The organism is Roseovarius indicus (assembly GCF_008728195.1).
GTDB classification, from domain to species: domain Bacteria; phylum Pseudomonadota; class Alphaproteobacteria; order Rhodobacterales; family Rhodobacteraceae; genus Roseovarius; species Roseovarius indicus.
Window position 1 is genome coordinate 1,070,034 of the sequence record NZ_CP031598.1, and the last position, 20,746, is coordinate 1,090,779.

Genomic DNA, 20,746 nt, shown 5'->3' on the forward strand with positions numbered 1-20,746 from the left:
TCGTGTGCGGCAATGAAAACGCGACACTATTAGGAACTCTAATGAAGTCGCCGAAACTCACCACCCGGCTTGCGTCGGACAAGAACCTTCTGACGGCGCTGGAAGTCTTTGTCGCAATTGCGGAAACCCGTCAGTTCACCCAGGCAGCGCGGCTGATGGGAATGACGCAATCGGCCGCCTCGCAACAGCTTGCCTCGCTCGAGGATGCCTGTGACGCAAGGCTCATCGACCGTACGGTGCGGCCGGTGCGGTTGACACAGGCGGGCGAACTTTGCCTGCGTCATGCGCAGCGCATCCTCAACTCGGTCGAAGACCTCGCCACCTCCATGCGTCACGAGGGTCCGCAGCCGATCAGCGTGCTGCGCATCGGGATGCTGGCGTCGATCGCCACGACGCTGACGCCGCCCCTGGTCAGGCTGTTGAAGTCGGAAGTCTCTGTCGAAGACCTGACGTTGCATGCAGGACAGAGCGGTGACCATGAAACCCTTTTGCGCACGAAGCGGGCCGACCTGGTGATTACCTCGAACCCGTTCTATGACATGGACGGGCTGGAGCGGCATGACGTGCTGACCGAGAATTTCCTGCTTGTCCTGCCGCAAAGCTATGACGGGCCGGCACGTCGCCTGCAGGACATACTTGCACACTTGCCGCTGGTGCGATTTGCGGCCACGACAAGCGTCGGGCGGCGAACGGAACAGCATCTTCGCCGGCTCAAGCTGACGGCGCCGCGGGTGATCCAGGCGGACCGGTCGAGCATGGTGACCGCCTGCGTGGCCGAAGGTCTGGGCTTTACCATCCTCACCCCCAGTCTCCTGATCGACGGGTTCGTCGAGCGGATGCCGCTGATCGTGCGGCCGTTGCCGGGGCCGGGGTTCTCGCGCTCCATCAAGGTCGTTGCGCGGTCCGGAGATCTCGATGCCCTGCCGGCCCGGCTTGCGGCGTTGGCATCGCGTGAATTGGCGGCGCAGATCGACCAGCAGATGGGGCAGGTCGGCCGCGAGGCGGTGAGCCTGGAAGAGTTTGATTGAGCGATCTGCCGCGCCTTTTCCCGGCCCAGAAAAGGCGGTTTCAGGGCTGTTGCGGTCAGGAGGCTTCGGTGTCAGTTATCAGCTTTGACAGGTCTCTGGCCGCTGCCTTCAGAGGTTCGAGATACTCCAGCGCCCGGGCGATGTCGAAGCGCTGGGTCGGTGCGTGGAACGATAGCGTAGCCATTAGGCGCTGATTGGTGTCCTGTACGGGCACGGCGAGGGCAATCATGTCTTCCATGAATTCTTCGCGATCAAGCGCGTAGCCAACCTCGCGCACCTCGCGGATCTCTTCGAAGAGCGTGTCGGGGTCGGTTATCGTGTTCGGTGTCCGACGTTCCAGCCTGGTCGCCGCGAGATATGTCTTCAGGTGGTTCTCTGCCAACGATCCCAGGTACATCTTGCCGCTGGCGGTGCAGTAGAACGGCACCCGGGTGCCTATGGGCAACTGGATGCGCAGGGGCCATTCCGTTTCGACCCGCTCGAGATAGGTCATGGAATCCCGGTCGGGGAGGGCGATGTTGCAGGTCTCGCCGATTTCCCGGCTTACCTGTTTGAGCACGGCCTGCCGCGCGGTGCGGATACGCAGTGAGGACAGGATGCCACCCGCCATGTCTCTCAGGCGCGGGCCGGGCGAATAGGTGCGACCGTCCAAGTCCCGTTGAAGAAAACCTTCTTCCTCCAGCGTGCTGAACAGCCGGTGGATCGTGGGTTTCGGCAGGCCGATCTGAGCGTTTACCTCGGTCGGCGTTACCGGAACCCCGGCCCTGGCGATCTGTTCGATCACCATCAGCAATCTCAGGTTGGTCGGGATCGAGCCGGTTTTTTCCCCATCCATCGGTTCGTCTACTTCATCGTTGCGGCAACAGCGCAGTCGAGAGCACCGGCACCAACGCCACGATGATCCAGACCGCGATCAGGGCAATAAGATAGACGAGGGAATATCGCAACAACCGGAAGTACGGCACTCCGGTCACGCCCGAGGCCACGTAGAGGTTGAGCCCATAGGGTGGCGTGATGAAGCCGATCGAGGCGCCCACCAGGAACACGACCGCGAACTGCACCGGCTCAACCCCCACCGAGTGCGCGACGGGTGCGAGGATAGGAGCCAGGATGATCGTCACCGGAAGGCTTTCCAGCACCATCCCGAGCACGAAGACGATCGCCATCGAGGTGAAGAGCACGGCGTGATAGCCGCCCATGGATGTCACGAACCCCCCGATCACTTCCTGTGCGCCGAGGACCGAAAGGATTTGCTGCATGACAACCGACACGGCGATCAGCGGCGCGAGAATTCCGGTGATCTGAGCCGAACGCATGGTGATCGACGGAAGCTCCAGCGGCCCGAACCCGCGCACCACCAGCATCTGCGAGATCGACTTTTCGGCTACGTCCTTGTCCCGGTCATCCTTCCCGACGATGAGCCGGTGCAGTGGCAGGCAGAGGAAGCCCACAATCACGCAGAATCCCACTGTGACCCCTGCCGCCTCGGTAGGGGAGAACTTGCCGGTGTAGATGCCCCAGAGCACAAGGCCGATGGCGAAGAAGCCCAACCACGCACCGACAGCCGTCTTGATCACGCGCAGTGGGCTCAGTGCGATCAGGTAACCCCAGCCGTTCTTCCAGCACACGAGGAAGCAGGCGACCATCATCCCGCCCACCATCATGGTGCCGGGAATGATGCCGGCGACGAAGAGGTCGGAGATCGGCAGGTTGAGAAGGAAGCCGTAAACAATGAAAATGATCGAGGGCGGGATGATGATACCGACCGTGCCGCCCGCCGCGGCGGTGGCGGCCGAGAAGCGTTCGTCATAGCCGCCTTTCACCATCTCGGGATGCAACATCGAGCCGATCGTCGCGGTCGTGGCCGAGTTGGAGCCGGAAATCGCGGCGAAAAGCCCGCAGGCGCCCAGCGACGCCATCGCCAGCCCGCCCCGGATCCAGCCGAGGCACGAATAGGCGAAATCGCTGAGCCTTCGGGCAATGCCGGAACGATTGATCAGGTCACCGGTCAGAATGAAAAGCGGCATGGCCAGCAGGGCAAAGCCGTCGGTGAACACATCCGCCAGAGCGGCCCCGATATTGTCGAGCGGCATCTCTAGAAGAAACGACATGCCGAGTACCCAGTAACCGATGACGAGGAAGACGGGCACGCCCAGCATGAAGAGGAAGGTGACCCCGAGGGAGATGAGCGTGATGATGGCCGGATCGCTCATGTCAGTCTCCGCCGATGACGGCTTGTCTGAGAAGCGGTTCCCCGCTTCGGAAGTTGGCGATATCCTCGAGCAGGTTTTCCAGCACCCGCGCCACGAGGACGGTAAAGGCCAGCGGTACCGAGATCAGGAACCACCACTGCATGATGTTGTCGGTGCCCAGCATGATCTGGAAGTTCGAGGCGGAGTTGGCCACCACCCGAGTCGACGTGACGACCACGACCCATGAAAACACGATCCACAGCACCGTATCGAGCAACAGGCAGGCCATCTGGCCGGCGCGGGGCATGGCCGTGCGGAATTCGGCAAAGGCAAGGTGCGTGCGAAGCTTGACGTTATAGCTGCAGCCGAACCACGTCATGATGAGAAACAGGAACGGCGGCAGCGTGGTCGACCAAGGCGCCTGTTGAGACAGTACGAAGCGGCGAAAGACCTCGACAAAGATGATGCCGCCGATGGCGAGGTAGGAGACGACCATCACGGTCGACTCGAAATTGCGCTCGAACCACGGGCTCACCCGGTACACGATCAGGATCAGAACCGCCGCTGCCAGCATCGCGACCAGGCCCATCGGCCAGATTGCCGGGTTGCGCATTGCCTCGCTCAGCATCCATGAATCGCCTGCGGCGAGGGCGCTCAGAATTTCTCCCGCCCCATCGAACAAGCCGGACATCCCTGTTCCTCCCTTTGGGCTGTCATTAGTCTCCGCGGTCTTTTGCGCCGCGTGAGGTACGCCGGGCCGCCCGTTATTCGAGCGGCCCGGATCTAAGCTTTACGGTAGCAACTTATGCCGAACGCCACCAGCGCCGCGGCTCGACGTTCTCGGGCTTGGTATCCTGCGGGATCTGCCGCGCCACGTCGTAGATCTCCTGGTAGGTGTCGAGGCCGCCGGCCCAGTTGTTGAGACGCTCGCGCCACTGCGCCCAGGGCTCGGGGTTGAACTCGGGCGAGCACATTTCCTCGGCCATCTTGATCTGGTCTTCCGGAAGGAAGGCCGGGCGCACGTTGTCGCGCACGAAGATGGTGTCGGGCAATTGAGGATCCGAGAAGCCGACGGTCTTGACCAGCGCAGCCTCGTTCGCCGCCTGCACATGGGCCTGTGCCCAGTACGAGGATTCCATGATAGCGTCCTGCAAGTGCGGCTCCATCTCGTCGAAGACCTTCGCCGACATCGAGGTATGTTCGGTGCCGCAGAAGAACTTCAAGTCGACCGACTGGCTGACCACCGGCGACATGTTGGCATAGGCCACGGCCGAGGCCCAAGTCTCCGCACCATCGATCAGGCCTTGCTTGAGCCCGTCGAGCGTCTCCTCCCACGCGACAGGCACCGGGTTGAGGTTCAGAAGCTGCATCGCGATGCGGCCCAACTGCGTACCGGTCACCCGGTTCTTGGTGCCGAACAGTTCTTCAAGCTTGGTCACCGTAGGCTTGTCGGCGAACGACTGACCCATCTGAAGCCCGCGCAGCTCACAGTGGCTGAACAGGAATTTCAATCCGTGGCGCTTTTCCAGCGGCTCGCGCAGGAGCTTCATGGATTCCGGGCTGTAGAGGAAATGGTACTGCGATGCCCGGGTCGGGAACATGTAGGCGTAGTCGAGTACGTTAAGGTAGGGCGCGCCGCCCGCAGAGTTCTGGGTCGAGGCCGCGTACATGTCGACCACGCCCAGCTGGGTTTTCTCGACACAGGAGAGCTGGCCGCAGATCTGGTTGTCGCCGATGAATTCGACGCGGATTTCCCCCTCGGTGCGTTCTTCCAGGTCGCGGCAGAATTCCAGCGCGCCCATCCGTTCGATCAGCAGGTTCCGCGAGTTGAACCCCGAGGCGCCCATCTTGAGCGTGTGCTTGGGCTCGTTCTTGAATCGTTTTTCGTATGTGCTCTCTGCCGCTTTGGCCAGCGACGGCAGGCTGGCCGCCCCCGCGAACGCTCCCGCGCCCAACAGCACCGACGACATGCCGAACTGTCCCGATAAGCGGAACAGGTCCCGGCGGGTGATCCCGCTCAGGGCATTGGATACTTTCATGGTCTCCTCCCAAATCGTATTTTTTGATACTTGCAGTCTCAATATTGGTCGACCTATGTTCGATCTGGCAAGAAAAATCTTTTCGCTGCGTAATGTTTGGAAGAGGACGCCCGTAAATGCCCGAATTGTCAGCAGATTACGTGATCGTCGGCGCGGGCTCGGCGGGCTGCGTTCTGGCGAATCGTCTCTCCAAAGACCCTTCGATCAAGGTCGTGCTGATGGAGGCGGGCGGGCGAGACTGGAATCCCTGGATCCATATTCCGGTCGGTTATTTCAAGACGATGCACAACCCCTCGGTCGACTGGTGCTACCGAACGGAACCCGATCCAGGGCTCAACGGCCGCCGGCTCGACTGGCCCCGGGGCAAGGTGCTTGGCGGCTCATCCTCTCTGAACGGATTGCTCTATGTTCGCGGCCAACCGCAGGATTACGACCGCTGGCAGCAGATGGGGAACGCCGGCTGGGGGTGGGACCACGTGCTGCCCCTCTTCAAGCGCTCCGAGAACCAGGAGCGCGGAGCCGACGAGTTTCATGGTGACCAGGGCCCGCTTTCGGTGTCGAACATGCGGCTGCAACGGCCGATCTGCGATGCCTGGGTCGCCGCTGCGCAGGAGGCTGGCTACCCGTTCAACAGCGACTACAACGGCGCGGCGCAGGAAGGGGTGGGCTATTTCCAGCTTACGGCGCGCAACGGTCGCCGTTGTTCCGCCGCGGTTGCGTTTCTGAACCCGATCCGCAATCGCCCTAACCTGACAATCCTTACCCGCGCGCAGGCCAGCCGGATCTTGTTCGATGGTACCCGCGCCACCGGCGTTGCCTACCGCGACGGTGCCGGGACCGAGCAGATCGTGCGCGCCGGCGTCGAAGTCATCGTGTCATCGGGCGCCATCGGGTCGCCGCAGCTTCTCATGGTTTCCGGCATTGGTGAAGCCGCGCAGCTCAAGGAGCACGGGATAGACGTTCTTCGCGATCTCCCTGCCGTGGGCAAGAACATGCAGGACCATCTGCAGGCCCGGCTTGTCTTCAAATGCAACGAGCCCACGTTGAATGACGAGGTGCGCAGCCTGACCAACAAGGCCCGGATTGCGCTCAAATACGCCATGTTCCGATCTGGCCCGATGGCCATGGCCGCCAGCCTGGCAACCGGGTTCATGCGGACCGGCGATCATGTGGAGACCCCGGATATCCAGTTTCACGTCCAGCCCTGGTCTGCGGACAGTCCGGGGGCGGGTGTTCATCCGTTTTCCGCCTTCACCATGTCCGTCTGCCAGTTGCGGCCAGAAAGTCGCGGCGAAATTCGGCTGGCGAGTGCCGATCCGTCGACGCACCCGAGAATCCACCCGAATTATCTGTCGACCGAAGCCGACTGCCGCACGATCGTCGAAGGCATCAACATTGCCCGGCGCATTGCCCGATGCGAACCGCTCAGCCACAAGATTTCCGAAGAGTTTCGTCCGGACGACACGCTCGACATGGACGATTACGAGGGCACGCTCGACTGGGCGCGCAATAACTCGACGACGATCTATCACCCCACCGGCACCTGTAAGATGGGCCTTGGCAGCGATGCCGTCGTCGATTCACGCTTGCGGGTTCATGGCATCGCCGGGCTTCGTGTCGCCGATTGTTCGATCATGCCGGAAATCGTGTCCGGCAACACGAACGCACCAGCCATCATGATTGGCGAAAAAGCCTCCGATATGATCCTGGACGACCGCAAGCAGGGTATCGCTTCGGCTTGACCCCCGGCTTCGCGATCACCCCTCCAGTTCGCTGATCTGGTATTCCGCCCGGTCCAGCCAGTCGGGGGAGATCTCCACGCCCCAGCCCGGTGCATCCGTCACCGTCACCTGGCCCCCTGACACCTCGTAAGGGTCATTCAGGTACAGTCCGTACTGCCAAGGATAGTAATCCTCCTCCTCGATCGAAAACTCGAGGTATTTCCCGGCGTTGGGGATCGCCCGCAGCAGGTGCATCGTGAACAAAGTGACCAGCGACATGTTCGCAGCATGAGGCGTCACCGGCATCCCCGCCGCCTCGGCCATTCGAGCCACCCGTAGCGTCCGGGCGATACCGCCGAGGTAAAGCACATCCGGCTGCAGCACGTCGACGATCCGTCCGTCTATCATGCCTTTCCAGTTGGCCATCATGCAATCCTGCTCGCCGCCGCAGACATCGATTTCCAGCGCATCCGTGACCTGCTTGGTTTGCTCGAACTCCCAATAGGGGCAGGGCTCTTCGTAGTGGGAAATTCCGTTATCCTGTAGCAACTTGCCGACTTCGATGGCTTTCGCCGGCGAATAGCAGGAATTGGCGTCGACAAGCAGCGCCGGCGCGTCGCCAAGGGCCTCCCGGATCGCTGGTACGATTTCTTCTGTTCGGCCCTCCCATTCATCCGTGTCGCGGCCGACCTCTGCGCCAATACGGAACTTGAAGGCGTCGAACCCGTGGGCGTCGCGCAGCCGAAGGAACCGCTCGGCTTCGTCCTTCGGCGTGATGTCCCGCTTCATCGACGAGGCATAGGCCCTGATCTCGCCGGGCGTCCCGCCGATCAGCTCGCAGACGGGTTTGCCCTCCTGTTTGCCGCGCATGTCCCAAATCGCCGTGTCGACCCCGCCCATCGCGCGACGCACGTAGGAGCCGGGAAATTTGTGTTCGCGGTCGCGCACGATGTCGAGCATCTCGTCGATATTGCCGCAATCCATCCCCAGCGCATGTGGGGCGACCTGCCGGTGCAGCACCTGTGCGGTGATATCTGCGCAATAGGGCGCAACCTGTCCCCAGCCTTCGGCCCCGTCTTCTGCGGTGGCCCGCACGAAACAAATAAAGCTGTCGGTGAATGTCTCGAGTTTTTTCAGTTTCATCGGGTCAGACCGGGCCTTGAGGGTATGTATCGGATTGCAGGCTGGATAATAATTGGCCGGTTCTGTATATCCATTTCGGCAAGTTGGTCAGACCAATTGGTTTGGAGACCCATGAAACACGCTGCCGGGGCGCTGCTATCGTCCATCCATATCGATCGCAATTCGCGCAAATCCGTCAGCGTGCAGCTTTACATGTCGCTTCGGGACATCTTGCTTACAGGGGGCCTTCCGCCCGGCGAGCGTTTGCCGGCGACCCGCACGCTGGCCAAGGAGGCGGGCGTCTCGCGGACCACGGTGATCGACGCCATCGACCGGCTGGTTTCGGAGGGCATGCTCGTGTCCCGCGTGGGCGCGGGCACCTTCGTCAGCGAAACGCTGGAACACCAGCGCCCGCCGGTCGCCCCGCCCGACGCCCCCCATACCGGCCCCAACCCGCGCTTGTCATATGCTATCAGCCACGCCGAAAAAAATTATGCCAATCGCACGTGGCTGCCGCACGAACCGCGTGCGTTCGTGACCGCCCTGCCGGCGCTCGACGCCTTTCCAATTGCGCACTGGTCACGCCTTTCCGCCCGCCATCTGCGCGGAGCGCGCAGCGATGTCATGGGCTACGGCCAACCCAAGGGGCTGGAAGCGCTGCGCCGCGCCATCGCCACCCATCTCAGCGCTCTCAAGGGGATACGATGCCATCACGAACAGATCTTCATTACCTGTGGCGCACAACACGCGTTTTCGCTGATCGGAAGGCTTCTGCTCAACCCGGGTGACAGGGTGTGGATGGAGAACCCCGGGGCCTCCGGCGCGCGGAACGCACTTTTGTCGGAAGGTGCGGAGCTTGTGCCTGTCGACGTGGATGAAGAGGGGTTGGTCGTCTCCGACGGCCTTGCCAAGGCCCCGCATTTCCGTCTTGCCTTCGTAACCCCCTCTCACCAGCAGCCTCTGGGGCATGTCATGTCTTTGACCCGGCGGTTCGAGCTTCTCCAGGCTGCCGAGGAGGCGCAGGCGCTTATCATCGAAGACGACTATGATGGCGAATTCTATTACGGCAGCGCTGCGCAGCCTGCCCTGCGCGGTACCGACAATTTCGGTCGTGTGCTCTATGTCGGCACGTTTTCGAAATCATTGTTCCCGTCACTTCGACTGGGCTTCGTGTTGGTCCCGGAACGGATGACGGATGTCTTCGACAAGATGTTCCAGTTCTGGGCCAGTGGCCCGCCGACGGCGACCCAGGCGATCGTGGCCGACTTCATGGATGAAGGTCATTTCGCCACGCATATCCGGCTGATGCGACGTCTTTACAAGGCGCGGCACGATGCGCTGGTTGAAGCGTCGCAATCGCTGCCGGACTGCGTTTCGCTTCAGCAAACCGCCAGCGGGTTTCATACCCCCGCCTTCATCACCGGCAACGTCGATGAGCAGGCACTCGTGGCCCAGGCTGCCGAAAAAGGCGTCACCCTTGCGCCGCTGTCGCGCTACTGCCTTGACCCAATCAGGGAAACCGGGCTTGTCTTTGGCTTCGGCAGCGTCGCGCCCGAAGATATCCATCGTGGCATCGAGGCAATTCGCGACCTGCCAGCCTGGCGTGGGAAATTGGTCTGACCAATTTGTCAAATTGGATATGAAGTAAGGGCCAATCGTGGCCTAGCGTTTTTGCTGATAACCCGCGCAAGGCGGCTCTCGCCCTATCTTTGCGTGCCTGGAGGAAGCCGATGGTCCGCACGACATCGCATGCACCGAACCATCAAGTCTACTGGCTCGACGATGTCGGGCCAGCGCCCGAATTTTCGGGCGACCTGCCCGCATCCACGGACGTGCTGATCGTCGGCTCCGGTTATACCGGCCTGAATGCGGCCATCGAAACGGCTAGGGGCGGGCGGTCGACGCTCGTGCTCGACGCTGATGACCCCGGATATGGCTGCAGCACCCGAAACGGCGGGCAGATCAGTACCAGCATCAAACCAACTCTGGAAAAGCTCACGGCGAAATTCGGCGAGCAGAAGGCCCGCGCTATCCGCGGCGAGGGGAGTTCTGCACTATCGTGGATCGAGGATTTCGTGCGCGGTGAAGAGATAGATTGCGACTTCCGCAACGTGGGCCGGTTTCATGCCGCCCATACGCCTGAGAGCTACGAGACCCTCGCCCGAGACACCGAAAAGCTCCGGTCACAGGAGGGCATCGAGAGCTTTGTCGTTCCGCGCGACGAGCAGAAGAAGGAGCTGGGCACGAATACCTATCATGGCGGCGTCGTCTTTACGAAGCATTGCTCGTTGCATCCCGCCAAGTACCATCGCGGCCTGCTCCGAATTGCGGACGAGGCAGGCGCCCGGATCCTCGGGAACTGCCGTGTCACCGCCATTGAGCGCACGGTTAAGGGCTTCAACGTCATCACGGAGAAGGGGCGGGTCGAAGCACGTGACGTTATCGTTGCCACCAACGGCTACACCACGAACCTAACCCCCTGGCAGCAACGCCGGGTGATCCCCATTGGCAGTTACATCATCGCGACCGAAGAACTGCCCGAAGCACTGGTGGACGAGTTGTTCCCGACCGACCGGATCGCCAGCGATACCTTCAAGGTGCTGTATTATTATCGTGCTTCCCCCGATCGCAGGCGCATCCTCTTCGGGGGGCGCGTCTCGGCGGCCGAGACCGACCCGAAGATCAGCGGCCCGCTGCTCTACGAAAGCATGTGCCGCATTTTCCCGCAGCTGAAAGGCCGTGAGGTCACCCATTCATGGGCCGGCACAGTTGCCTACAGTTTCGATGAACTTCCGCATGCGGGAACTCATGACGGCGTTCACTACGCGATGGGCTATTGCGGCTCGGGTGTTTCGATGGCCAGCTACCTTGGCATGCGCACCGGACAAAAGGTTCTGGGCAAAGCCGAAGGCAAGACCGCCTTCGAAGATCTGCCGTTTCCTACGCGCCCCCTCTACACCGGCAAACCCTGGTTTCTGCCCGCAGCGGTTGCCTGGTACAGGTGGATGGACACCCGTCAATATCGGAGGGCCGTGAACGGCTGACAAGAGATTTTCGCCGGTGCGCGCCGAGCCTGCGAAAGACAAAAACAACCGGCAAAGGCCGCCTCGAACGCGGCAGATCAATATCTGACAGGAGGACCAAAAATGAAACGTTCAATCGCCGCGCCCCTCGCGGTTTCGCTGCTGGCAACGACCAGCGCGTTCGCCCAGGACAAGGAAATCACCGTGGCCTCATGGGGCGGGTCGTATCAGGAAGCGCAGAGCAAGGCGCTTTTCGAGCCCGCGTCCGAGGCGATGGGCATCACCGTGAAACAGGAAACCTATGGCGGCATGGCTGATGTGCGCCTTCAGGTCTCTACCGGTCAGGTCACCTATGACCTCGTGGCCAGCGGGTCGGGGTCGGCCGCACGTGCCGGGGCGGAAGGCCTTCTGGAACCGCTCGACTACGACGTGATCGACGTGTCGAACTTCTACGAGTCGCTCTATTCCGAATATTGCGTCGGTGGCGACGTGTTCTCGGTCGTGGCAGCGTGGAACACCGACACCTATGGCGAGGATGGCCCGCAAAGCTGGGCGGATTTCTTCGACACCGAGAAGTTTCCCGGCACCCGGGCCTATCGCAACACCGTTTCCGGCGCGCTCGAACCAGCCCTGATGGCGGACGGCGTCGCGCCCGAGGATGTCTACGAGGTCCTCTCCTCCGAGGAAGGCATCGAGCGCGCGCTCGACAAGATCCGCGAGTTGCGCCCCAACATCGCGGTCTACTGGTCGTCAGGCGCGCAGCACGCGCAGCTGATGAAGGATGGCGAGGTCGACATGACCACTGGCTGGAACGGCCGTTTCGACAACGCGGCCAAGGATGGCGGCAAGGTCTCCTACACCTTCAACCAGGCGCTGCTCGACTATGACTGCTTCGCCATTCCAAAGGGCGCGCCGAACAAGGATCTCGCGATGGAATTCCTCGCCGAGATCTCGAAGCCGGAATACCAGGACGACCTGCCGAAGTACATCACCTATGGCCCGACCAACAAGGCAGCCTATGAGACCGGGGAAATCTCCGACGAGGTGGCCGCAAGCCTGCCGTCCTCTCCGGAAAACGCCGCCAAGCAGCTGCCGATCTCGCTTGAATGGTATGCCGAGTGGGAGCAGGTCGCTGCCGAGATGTACCAGGAAATGCTGACCGAGTAAGGGTTTCGCCGAAAACCCGAGTGACGGGCGCCGCAAGCGGCGCCCGTCCGCACCAGCCAACCCTAACTTCGAGGGGTAATCGCCTTGACGACCAAAGCCACGGAAGCACTCCCGATTTCGGTGCAGAACGTCACCAAGACCTACGGGCCCGTTAACGCGCTCGACGACGTCTCGCTCGAGGTGAAGAGCGGCGAGTTCCTTACGCTGCTCGGCCCGTCCGGCTCGGGCAAGACGACGCTGCTGATGGTTTTGGCAGGCTTCACGCGGCCCGACTGCGGCAGCCTTAAATTCGGCGATGACGAGGTGATCCGTAAACCGCCGCACCTGCGCGACGTGGGCATGACCTTCCAGAGCTACGCGCTTTTCCCGCACATGACCGTGGCGGGCAACGTGGGTTACCCTCTCCGCCTGCGCAAACGTCCAAAGGACGAAATCGCCGACCGCGTCGAACGCGCCCTCGAAACCGTCCAGCTTGGCGGCTACGGAGACCGGCGCATAGACCAGCTCTCCGGCGGCCAGAAACAGCGGGTGGCCGTGGCCCGCGCCATCGTGTTCGAGCCGCGAATCCTGTTGATGGACGAACCCCTATCGGCCCTCGACAAGAAGCTGCGCGACCAGATGCAGATCGAATTGCGCCACCTGCACGAACAGCTTGGCATGACGACCGTTTACGTCACACACGACCAGCGCGAGGCGCTGACAATGTCTGACCGCATCGCCGTGGTGAACCACGGACGTATCATGCAGCTTTCCACCCCGCGCGACCTTTATGAACGCCCGGCCAACCGCTTCGTGGCCGACTTCATCGGCGAATCCACCTTCCTGCCGGTCACTCGCGACGGCAAAGAGGTGCGCTATGGTGAAAAGGCCCTGCGATATAGCGGCGACTTGCCCGAGACGCCCGACCTCCAGCTTATGATCCGTCCCGAGCGTGTCCTGCTGTCAGAGGACGGTCCGGTGGAGGGTGCCAACAACTTCTCCGCCACCGCCAGCGATGTTGTCTACCAGGGCGACAGCTTCCTGCTACACGCCCGCCTTCAGGATGGTCAGCAGATCGTCATGCGCGGTGCGGTGCGCGGCAACCGGGCGACGTCGCTGCCCGCTGTCGGAGATCAGGTGACACTGACAATGGCCACCGAAGACACGGTACTCATCGACGGGCGCGAGGTGTAAGCATGTCAACCGCTGCCCTCCGCCCCAACGAATCTGGCCTGCGCACCGACGGCCGGCTTGAACGGCTCCGCCTCTTCGGGCTCAGCTCGCCGGCGATGCTGCTGATCCTCGTCATCCTTGTCATCCCCGTGGGCTGGCTTTTCTACGTGTCGTTCATCGGCGCCAATGGTGAATTCTCGCTCGAGAACTACGAGCGGATGATCCGTCGCAAGTCTTACGTCCGGATCTTCATCACCACTTTCCAGGTCAGCGTGCTGACCACCGGCCTCTGTATCCTGATCGGCTATCCGCTGGCCTATTTCATGTCGCAACTGCCCAACCGGCTGGCCAACCTTTGCCTGATCACGGTGCTCCTGCCGTTCTGGACCTCTTTGCTCGTACGCACCTATGCTTGGCTCGTGCTGCTTCAGAAACAGGGTCTGGTGAACCAGTGGGCCATATCGCTGGGCTTGTGGGAAGAGCCGCTCAAGATCGTGCATAACATGACGGGCACGCTGATCGGCATGGTGCATATCATGCTGCCTTTCCTGATCCTGCCGGTCTATGGTGCGATGAAGGCGATCGACCGTGATTACCTGAAAGCCGCATCGAACCTCGGAGCAAGCCCGCGCACTGCGTTCTGGACGGTGTTCTTTCCATTGACCACGCCGGGGCTGTTTGCAGGCTCGCTCATGGTGTTCATCCTTTGCCTTGGTTTCTTCGTGACCCCGGCTGTGCTGGGCGGCGGCAAGGTCATCATGGTTTCGATGAAGATCGTCTCAAACATCGAGCTTTTCGTGAACTGGGGGGCGGCCAGTGCCATGGGCGTGGTTCTTCTGGTGATGACGCTCGCGATCCTGTGGGTTGCCTCGCGTTTCCTCAAGCTCGAACAGATCACGTCGGGAGGTCACTGATGGCCAGTTGGTTCAAATCCCCCGCGACGGAAACGCAGGTCACCCATGGCCAACGCATCTGGCTCTACGTTTTCGCGGTCATCACCATGATCCTTCTGGTGACGCCGACGCTTATCGTCATCCCGATGTCCTTTTCCGACAGCCAGTATCTCGAATTTCCGCCGCAGGAATGGTCGTCGCGCTGGTACGACAATTTCTTCGGGTCGGAGGAGTGGATGCAGGCGGCCCGAACCTCGATCCAGACGGCAATCCTGACCATGCTGGTGGCCACGCCGGTGGGTGTGGCGGCGGCCTACGGGTTGCATACGTCGAACGTGCCCTTCGTGCGCATGGCCTTCGTGATGATGATCACGCCGATGATGGTGCCGCTCGTTCTGGTCGCCATCGGCGCCTTTTACGCCTATGTGCAACTCAACATTCTCTATACCGTCACCGGCCTTGTGATGGCGCATACCGTGCTTGCGCTTCCGCTGGTGGTCATCGTCACCGGCTCGGCGCTCAAGGGCTACGACATGAGCCAGGAACAGGCCGCCCGAAGCCTTGGCGCCCCACGCTGGATAGCCTTCTTCACCGTCACCCTGCCGCAGATCCGCTTTGCCGTCGTGACAAGCGCGCTCTTGGCTTTCCTCACCTCCTTCGACGAGGTGGTCGTGGCGATGTTCATCTCCGGCGGCGACAACCCGACGCTCACCCGCAACATGTTCAATGCCCTGCGCGACCAGATTGACCCGACCATCGCGGCGATCTCGACACTGATGATTTTCGTCACCACCGTGATGATGGTACTGGCGCAGGTGTTCGGCCAGCAGAAGAAGCCTTAAACGCAAATGACCAAACATCGGGCGGGGGCGGTCACCGTGTCCCTGCCCGTTTCGAATCCCAGATAACCGGAGGACCGGATGATCGACCTGAAGACCTTTGAGAATCTCGCCGGCCAGCCGGTCGGCGATTTTGCCGCCAAACCCACCACCCTGACCGAAGGGCAGGAAGAGGCCTCCAGCCTGCTCTGGACCTCGGAAGACGGCCGCACCAAGATCGGCGTCTGGGAGTGTACCCCAGGCCATTTCACTGCCGACCGTACAGCGGCGGGCGAGTATTGCCACATCATCTCGGGCCGGGCGACGGTCAGCGGTCCGGACGGCGAGGGCGAGACCCGCGATGTTGGCCCGGGCGACCTGCTGGTGCTGCCTCAGGGCTGGACGGGCAAATGGGTCATTCATGAACACATGCGCAAGCTGTTCGTAATCAGCGCATCGCCGGACGCCTGAGACCGGGACAAGATCTGACATGGCGGACTATGATTTTATCGTCGTCGGCGCCGGCTCGGCCGGTTGCGTGCTGGCCAATCGGTTGAGCGAAAGCGGGAAATACAGCGTTCTCCTGCTCGAAGCGGGCGGGAGCGACCTCAACTTCTGGATCTGGATGCCAATCGGCTACGGCAAGACGTTCTACAAGAAGAGCGTCAACTGGATGTACCAGACCGAACCCGACCCGGGCATTGCCGGGCGCGTCTCCTACTGGCCGCGCGGCAAGGTGATGGGCGGGTCGAGCTCGATCAACGCCATGGTCTATGTCCGCGGCCAGCCCGAGGATTTCGACGAATGGCGCGAGATGGGCAATACCGGCTGGGGCTGGGAAGATGTCCTGCCCTATTTCCGAAAGGCAGAAACCAACGACCGCGGTGCAGACGACTGGCGCGGCGGCGATGGCCCTCTGCATGTCTGCACGATGGACCGCGACCTACATCCCCTTTGTGCAGATTTCATCCAGGCGGGGCAGGAATTGCAATTCCCTCATAACCCGGATTTCAACGGCGAGAGGCAGGAAGGGGTCGGCACCTACCAGAACACCGCCCGCGACGGAATGCGCATGTCGACGGCCCGCGCCTATATTCGCCCCGCCCGCAGCCGGCCCAATCTTCGGGTCGAAACCCATGCCCATGCCACGAAGCTTCTCTTCGACGGCACCCGCGCCACCGGCATCGCTTACAGCCAGCGCGGCACGATGAAAGAGGCCCGCGCCCGGCGCGAGATCATCGTCTCCGCCGGCGCGGTCAATTCGCCACAACTGCTTCAGCTCTCCGGTATCGGTCCCGGCGCGGCGTTGCGCGAGCACGGTATCGAGGTTGTGCAGGACAGCCCCGGCGTTGGCCAGCACCTGCAGGACCATCTCGGCATCGACTACCTTTTCCGATCGCGAGTCCCCACGCTCAACCAACAACTTCGCCCGTGGTACGGCAAGCTCTGGCATGGCATGCGTTACGTGCTGACCCGCCGCGGACCGCTCTCCCTCGGTGTGAACCAGGCGGGCGGCTTCGTCCGTACCCGGCCGGGGCTGAACAAGCCCAACATGCAGCTCTTCTTCTCGCCGGTCAGCTATACAAAGGCCCCGCCGGGCAAACGCCCGTTGATGAATCCGGATGCCTTCCCGGGCTTCCTGCTCGGCGCCCAGCCGACCCGACCGACAAGCCGTGGCCATATCGCCCTGCGGTCGGCCGACCCGTTCGCCGCCCCGATGATCCACCCCAACTACCTGTCCACCGATATCGACATGCAGGACATGCTGGAGGGGTCGAAACTGATGCGCCGATTTGCCGAAACGCCGGCATTCTCGAAGCTGATCGAGGCGGAAATCGCTCCTGGGCCACAGGTTCAGACCGACGAGGAATTGGTTGCCGACATTCGGAACCGCGCCGGCACCGTATTTCATCCGGTCAGCACCTGTCGGATGGGACCGGACAGATCGACCGACGTGGTCGACCAGCGCCTGCGCGTCTACGGGATCGATGGCCTGCGGGTGGCCGATGCCTCGGTCTTCCCGACGCTCACCTCCGGCAACACCAACGCCCCTGTCGTCATGCTGGGGGAAAAGGCCGCCGACCTGATCCTCAAGGATCAGGCCAGCTAACATACATCACGGAAGGATGCCCCGCACCCGTTTCACCGGGCGGCGGGGCAGGGCGCTTCAGCCGCCGTATTCATCGTCGGTGACTTTCTCCATCCACGTGACGGTTGACCCGTCGATGCTTTCCTGAAGGGCAATGTGGCTCATGGCTGTTTCGGGCGCAGCGCCATGCCAATGCTTTTCGTCTGCCGGGAACCAAACGACATCACCCTGCGATATTTCTTCGATCGGGCCTCCCTCGCGCTGGACGAGACCGCGCCCGAAGGTGACGATCAGGGTCTGGCCAGCCGGGTGCGTGTGCCAGGCGGTGCGTGCGCCGGGTTCGAACGTGACATGCGCGCCGCGAACACGGCCGGGCTCCTCTGCTGCCAGAAGCGGGTCGATCCGGACCGTGCCTGTGAAATATTCCTCCGGTCCCGGGGTCGACGGGTTGGCACCTGAACGGGTGATCTTCATGGGGCTCCTTTCCCTGCGCGCTGGGCGCAGTTTCTTCACTCTTACCTGAGATTGGGGCAGTCGGCCTGGCAGGCATGCCGCCCACCGCTCTCTGTCTCTTCACTTAGGCGTTGCCACCCTGCATAGAAAGGTGGCGCACAATACTAGCGGTTATGAGCCGGGGTCATGAATTGTGCTGTTCTATCCCGTCAGAACAGTCGTGAGCCATGGGAACCGGCTGAGGATGACCAGGATGATCGCAACTGCCAGCAGGAACGGCCAAAGTGACTTCAGGATGCGCCCCGGCTTCACGCCGCTCATCGATGAAGTAATGTAGAGCCCCACGCCCACCGGCGGTGTCAGCAGCCCCAAGACGAGGTTGAGACACATCACGACACCGAACTGGTAAGGGCTGATGTCATAGTCGTTCATGGCGATGGGCAGCAGGATCGGCGAGATCAGGATCACCGCCGCGATGCCGTCGATCAACATGCCGACGAAGAGCAGGATCAGATTGACGATCAGTAGGAACAGGAACGGATCACTGGTGACTGACGTGATCAGCGCGGCCAGTTTCTGCGGCAGCGCTTCATAAATGATGACCCAGCCGAACACGTTGGCGGCAGCGATCATGAAGATGATCATCGAGGCGTTCACGGCGGTGCGGCGGAACATCTCGAAAAGCGCCTGGGGTTTCAACTCGCCATAGATGAGCCAACCAATCAGGAACGCGATGAGAGACGCGATGGCGGCGCTCTCGGTCGGGGTGGCGATGCCGAGAAGAATTCCCCCGATGATCGCGATGGGGATAAGCGCGGCGGGCAGGCAGTAGAAGAGGGCGGAGAGGGCCTCGCTCTTGGTGAACCATTCGCCTTTCGGAAAGCCCGAGACCATCCCGATGGCAAAAATGACGGCCGCAAAGGATGCGGCCAGCAACAGCCCCGGCAGGATACCAGCCAGGAACATGTCGCCGATCGGTATCTGTGCCAGAACCCCGTAGATCACGAACATCATTGAGGGTGGGATCACCGGCGCAAGCAGGCCACCCGCAGCCGTCGTGGCGGCGGCAAAACCCTTGTCGTAGCCTTCGGCCTCCATCTCGGGCGTCATGGCCCGGGCCATGACGGCGATCTGCGCAGTGGCCGAGCCAATGATCGCGGCCATGAACATGTTGGCAACGAGGTTGATATAGGCCAGCCCGCCCCTGAACCCGCCGACAAAGACACGCGCGGCATTGATAAGCCGCCGGGTCATGCCGCCCTCGTTCATCATCTCGCCCGTCAACATGAAGAGGGGAATGGCCAGCAGCCCGTAATTTTCCAGCCCCGAGAACATCTTCTGTGCGAAGCTGTCGAACAGAACCGCGTTGCCGCTTTCCCAGATGTACCAGATCGCCGTCAGCGCCAGAACCAGCGCGACTGGCACGCCCAGCAACAGCTTGAAGGCAAAGATGAGCGGCGTCATGCGATCTTCTCTTGCGGTTTTTGGCCTTGGCCAATCAGGTTGGCAATGCCGTGGAGCGTGGCGCCGAGCGCGAAGATCCACATGACCATCCAGATCCAGAATTTCGGGATGCCGAGCGTTGTGGTCGGCTCGGCGTAAATGAAATTGAACGTCGCACCCTGGAACGCTTCGATGTCAAAGCCGAACTTGGCCAGTTCCAGCGGCGCGTACCAGCGCCAGCAGAACCACAGCATGAACAAGGCGAAGGCGAGGACGATCACATCGACCAGTTTGGCCGCGATCTTGGCCATGGCGGGCGGGAGTGGATCTGTCAGGGCGGTGACAACAACGGTCTGACCGTGGTGCAAGGCTGCGGATGCGCCCAGAAACGTCATCCACGCCATCGCGTAGATGGCCAGCTCATCGACCCAGTAAAGGGCGGCGCCCATGCTGCGCGTCACGACGTTGAGCAGAATGAGCAGCGTGATCGAGACAGCCAGGAAGGCGGCCAGCGTCAGTTCCAACCGCGCCCATACTGCCGAAATACGCCCGATCATGCAGACCCTCCAAAGAAAAGCCGGGGGCGCCGTCATGACGCCCCCGGCCACTCGGTAACCTTACTGCTCTGCAGTAGACTTGGAAACCTCGCGGAGCTCTTCCAGAACCGAGGATTTCTCCGACCAGATCGTGTTCCATTCCTCGACCGCGTCGCCGAAGAAGTCTTCATCGACCTCGACATAATTGGTGCCCGTCTCGCGCACCTGGTCGAGCCAGCCCTGCTCCATCTCGATATAGGTGTCGATGGTGCTGTCGACATGCTTGGCCATCAGCTCGCCGATCATGGCGCGGTCCTCTTCCGAGAGTTGCGACCAGACCTTGGCGGATACCAGGCCGACCATCGGGAACATCATGTGGTCCGATTGCACGACCACGTCGGCATGCTCGTAGTACTTCAGTTTCCAGATCAGCTCGGCATCCATGTCGATGGCGTCGACCTGCCCGTTGGCCAGCGCGTCATAGACGTCGGGCAGGGGCATCGGCGTCGGGGCCGCGCCGAGCGCGTTGTAGAAGTCGAGGATCGGATCGAACGGCGTGATCCGCAGTTTCAGGCCGGAGAGGTCGTCGGCCGTTTCGACTTCGCCGCGACTGACGATCTGGCGCAGGCCGGCCATGCCATAACCGGTGCCGACGACGCCGGTCTTCGCGGGCAGCTGTTCCAGCATTCCCTTGGCGGTGTCGCTGCGCAGGATGCGGCCGGCATGGGCCACGTCATCGGCCAGGAACGGCGCGTAAAGCGCGCCGAAATCGGGCGCCCGGTTCGACACCTCGGCGACGGTCATGAAGGCCATGTCCAACGCGCCGGTCTGCAACTGCTGCAGCATCTGCGCCTCGTTGCCAAGCTGGCGCGCCGGGAAGACGGTGACGCTGTGTTCGCCGTCGCTCGCCTCGGCCAGTTCCGCGCCGAACGTCTCGGCGGCCTTGGTCCAGATATGCGGCGGCGGCGTGATGAGGCCAAGACGGAATTCCTCGGCAAAGGAGGGCACGGCGACCGTCAGCGCAAGCGCGGCCCCGGAGAATGCCTTGATCATCGTGTTCATTGGTGAAC

The 20,746-nt window shown here is 61.9% G+C and carries 19 protein-coding genes; 10 read left to right on the forward strand and 9 right to left on the reverse strand.

Annotation, left to right across the window (positions count from 1 at the left end; translation table 11 throughout):
• Positions 1-41: 41 nt before the first annotated feature.
• Positions 42-1,028, forward strand: a complete 987-nt coding sequence (locus tag RIdsm_RS05040; RefSeq protein WP_082647514.1) for a LysR family transcriptional regulator — start codon at positions 42-44, stop codon at positions 1,026-1,028.
• A 55-nt stretch (positions 1,029-1,083) separates the two neighbouring features.
• Here the strand turns inward: RIdsm_RS05040 and RIdsm_RS05045 are convergent, their stop codons facing one another.
• The 4 genes from RIdsm_RS05045 to RIdsm_RS05060 all read right to left on the reverse strand — a co-directional run bounded on the left by RIdsm_RS05045 (position 1,084) and on the right by RIdsm_RS05060 (position 5,259).
• Positions 1,084-1,863: an IclR family transcriptional regulator gene (locus RIdsm_RS05045; RefSeq protein ID WP_057820155.1), complete on the reverse strand. Its 780-nt coding sequence runs from the start codon at positions 1,861-1,863 to the stop codon at positions 1,084-1,086.
• A 13-nt stretch (positions 1,864-1,876) separates the two neighbouring features.
• Positions 1,877-3,241: a TRAP transporter large permease gene (locus RIdsm_RS05050; protein WP_057820153.1), complete on the reverse strand. Its 1,365-nt coding sequence runs from the start codon at positions 3,239-3,241 to the stop codon at positions 1,877-1,879.
• A 1-nt stretch (position 3,242) separates the two neighbouring features.
• Positions 3,243-3,911 (reverse strand): TRAP transporter small permease, encoded by a 669-nt coding sequence (locus RIdsm_RS05055; RefSeq protein ID WP_057820151.1) that lies wholly within the window; start codon positions 3,909-3,911, stop codon positions 3,243-3,245.
• A gap of 112 nt (positions 3,912-4,023) precedes the next feature.
• On the reverse strand, positions 4,024-5,259 hold the full coding sequence (locus RIdsm_RS05060) for a TRAP transporter substrate-binding protein (protein ID WP_057820149.1): 1,236 nt from the start codon (positions 5,257-5,259) through the stop codon (positions 4,024-4,026).
• A 116-nt stretch (positions 5,260-5,375) separates the two neighbouring features.
• On the opposite strand from RIdsm_RS05060, the gene RIdsm_RS05065 reads away from it, so the two are divergent.
• A complete protein-coding gene (locus tag RIdsm_RS05065) occupies positions 5,376-7,001 on the forward strand; it encodes a GMC family oxidoreductase (protein WP_057820147.1) in 1,626 nt (541 codons plus the stop codon).
• A gap of 15 nt (positions 7,002-7,016) precedes the next feature.
• On the opposite strand, the gene RIdsm_RS05070 is transcribed toward RIdsm_RS05065, so the two are convergent.
• Entirely contained in the window at positions 7,017-8,123 is a 1,107-nt protein-coding gene (locus RIdsm_RS05070) for a mandelate racemase/muconate lactonizing enzyme family protein (protein WP_057820145.1), read from the reverse strand.
• Positions 8,124-8,234: 111 nt separating this feature from the next.
• Between RIdsm_RS05070 and pdxR the strand changes: the two genes are divergently transcribed.
• The 8 genes from pdxR to RIdsm_RS05110 all read left to right on the forward strand — a co-directional run bounded on the left by pdxR (position 8,235) and on the right by RIdsm_RS05110 (position 17,265).
• Positions 8,235-9,722: a MocR-like pyridoxine biosynthesis transcription factor PdxR gene (gene pdxR / locus RIdsm_RS05075; RefSeq protein ID WP_057820143.1), complete on the forward strand. Its 1,488-nt coding sequence runs from the start codon at positions 8,235-8,237 to the stop codon at positions 9,720-9,722.
• 110 nt (positions 9,723-9,832) lie between these two features.
• Positions 9,833-11,146, forward strand: coding sequence for an NAD(P)/FAD-dependent oxidoreductase (locus tag RIdsm_RS05080; protein ID WP_057820141.1), 1,314 nt, complete (start codon positions 9,833-9,835; stop codon positions 11,144-11,146).
• A gap of 102 nt (positions 11,147-11,248) precedes the next feature.
• The gene (locus RIdsm_RS05085) at positions 11,249-12,292 is read left to right on the forward strand and encodes an ABC transporter substrate-binding protein (protein ID WP_057820138.1); all 1,044 of its coding nucleotides are present in this window, start codon (positions 11,249-11,251) and stop codon (positions 12,290-12,292) included.
• A gap of 84 nt (positions 12,293-12,376) precedes the next feature.
• A complete protein-coding gene (locus RIdsm_RS05090; RefSeq protein ID WP_057820136.1) occupies positions 12,377-13,465 on the forward strand; it encodes an ABC transporter ATP-binding protein in 1,089 nt (362 codons plus the stop codon).
• 2 nt (positions 13,466-13,467) lie between these two features.
• Positions 13,468-14,358, forward strand: a complete 891-nt coding sequence (locus tag RIdsm_RS05095; protein ID WP_057820134.1) for an ABC transporter permease — start codon at positions 13,468-13,470, stop codon at positions 14,356-14,358.
• Positions 14,358-15,179, forward strand: a complete 822-nt coding sequence (locus RIdsm_RS05100; RefSeq protein WP_057820132.1) for an ABC transporter permease — start codon at positions 14,358-14,360, stop codon at positions 15,177-15,179. Before RIdsm_RS05095 ends, RIdsm_RS05100 begins: the two co-directional genes overlap by 1 nt.
• A gap of 78 nt (positions 15,180-15,257) precedes the next feature.
• A complete protein-coding gene (locus RIdsm_RS05105; protein WP_057820130.1) occupies positions 15,258-15,626 on the forward strand; it encodes a cupin domain-containing protein in 369 nt (122 codons plus the stop codon).
• Positions 15,627-15,645: 19 nt separating this feature from the next.
• On the forward strand, positions 15,646-17,265 hold the full coding sequence (locus RIdsm_RS05110; protein ID WP_057820128.1) for a GMC family oxidoreductase: 1,620 nt from the start codon (positions 15,646-15,648) through the stop codon (positions 17,263-17,265).
• A 57-nt stretch (positions 17,266-17,322) separates the two neighbouring features.
• Here the strand turns inward: RIdsm_RS05110 and RIdsm_RS05115 are convergent, their stop codons facing one another.
• The 4 genes from RIdsm_RS05115 to RIdsm_RS05130 all read right to left on the reverse strand — a co-directional run bounded on the left by RIdsm_RS05115 (position 17,323) and on the right by RIdsm_RS05130 (position 20,738).
• Positions 17,323-17,718: a (R)-mandelonitrile lyase gene (locus RIdsm_RS05115; protein WP_057820126.1), complete on the reverse strand. Its 396-nt coding sequence runs from the start codon at positions 17,716-17,718 to the stop codon at positions 17,323-17,325.
• A gap of 180 nt (positions 17,719-17,898) precedes the next feature.
• Positions 17,899-19,161, reverse strand: coding sequence for a TRAP transporter large permease (locus RIdsm_RS05120; RefSeq protein WP_057820124.1), 1,263 nt, complete (start codon positions 19,159-19,161; stop codon positions 17,899-17,901).
• Positions 19,158-19,697, reverse strand: coding sequence for a TRAP transporter small permease (locus RIdsm_RS05125; protein ID WP_057820121.1), 540 nt, complete (start codon positions 19,695-19,697; stop codon positions 19,158-19,160). Before RIdsm_RS05125 ends, RIdsm_RS05120 begins: the two co-directional genes overlap by 4 nt.
• A 60-nt stretch (positions 19,698-19,757) precedes the next feature.
• Positions 19,758-20,738, reverse strand: a complete 981-nt coding sequence (locus RIdsm_RS05130; RefSeq protein ID WP_057820119.1) for a TRAP transporter substrate-binding protein — start codon at positions 20,736-20,738, stop codon at positions 19,758-19,760.
• Positions 20,739-20,746 lie beyond the last annotated feature (8 nt).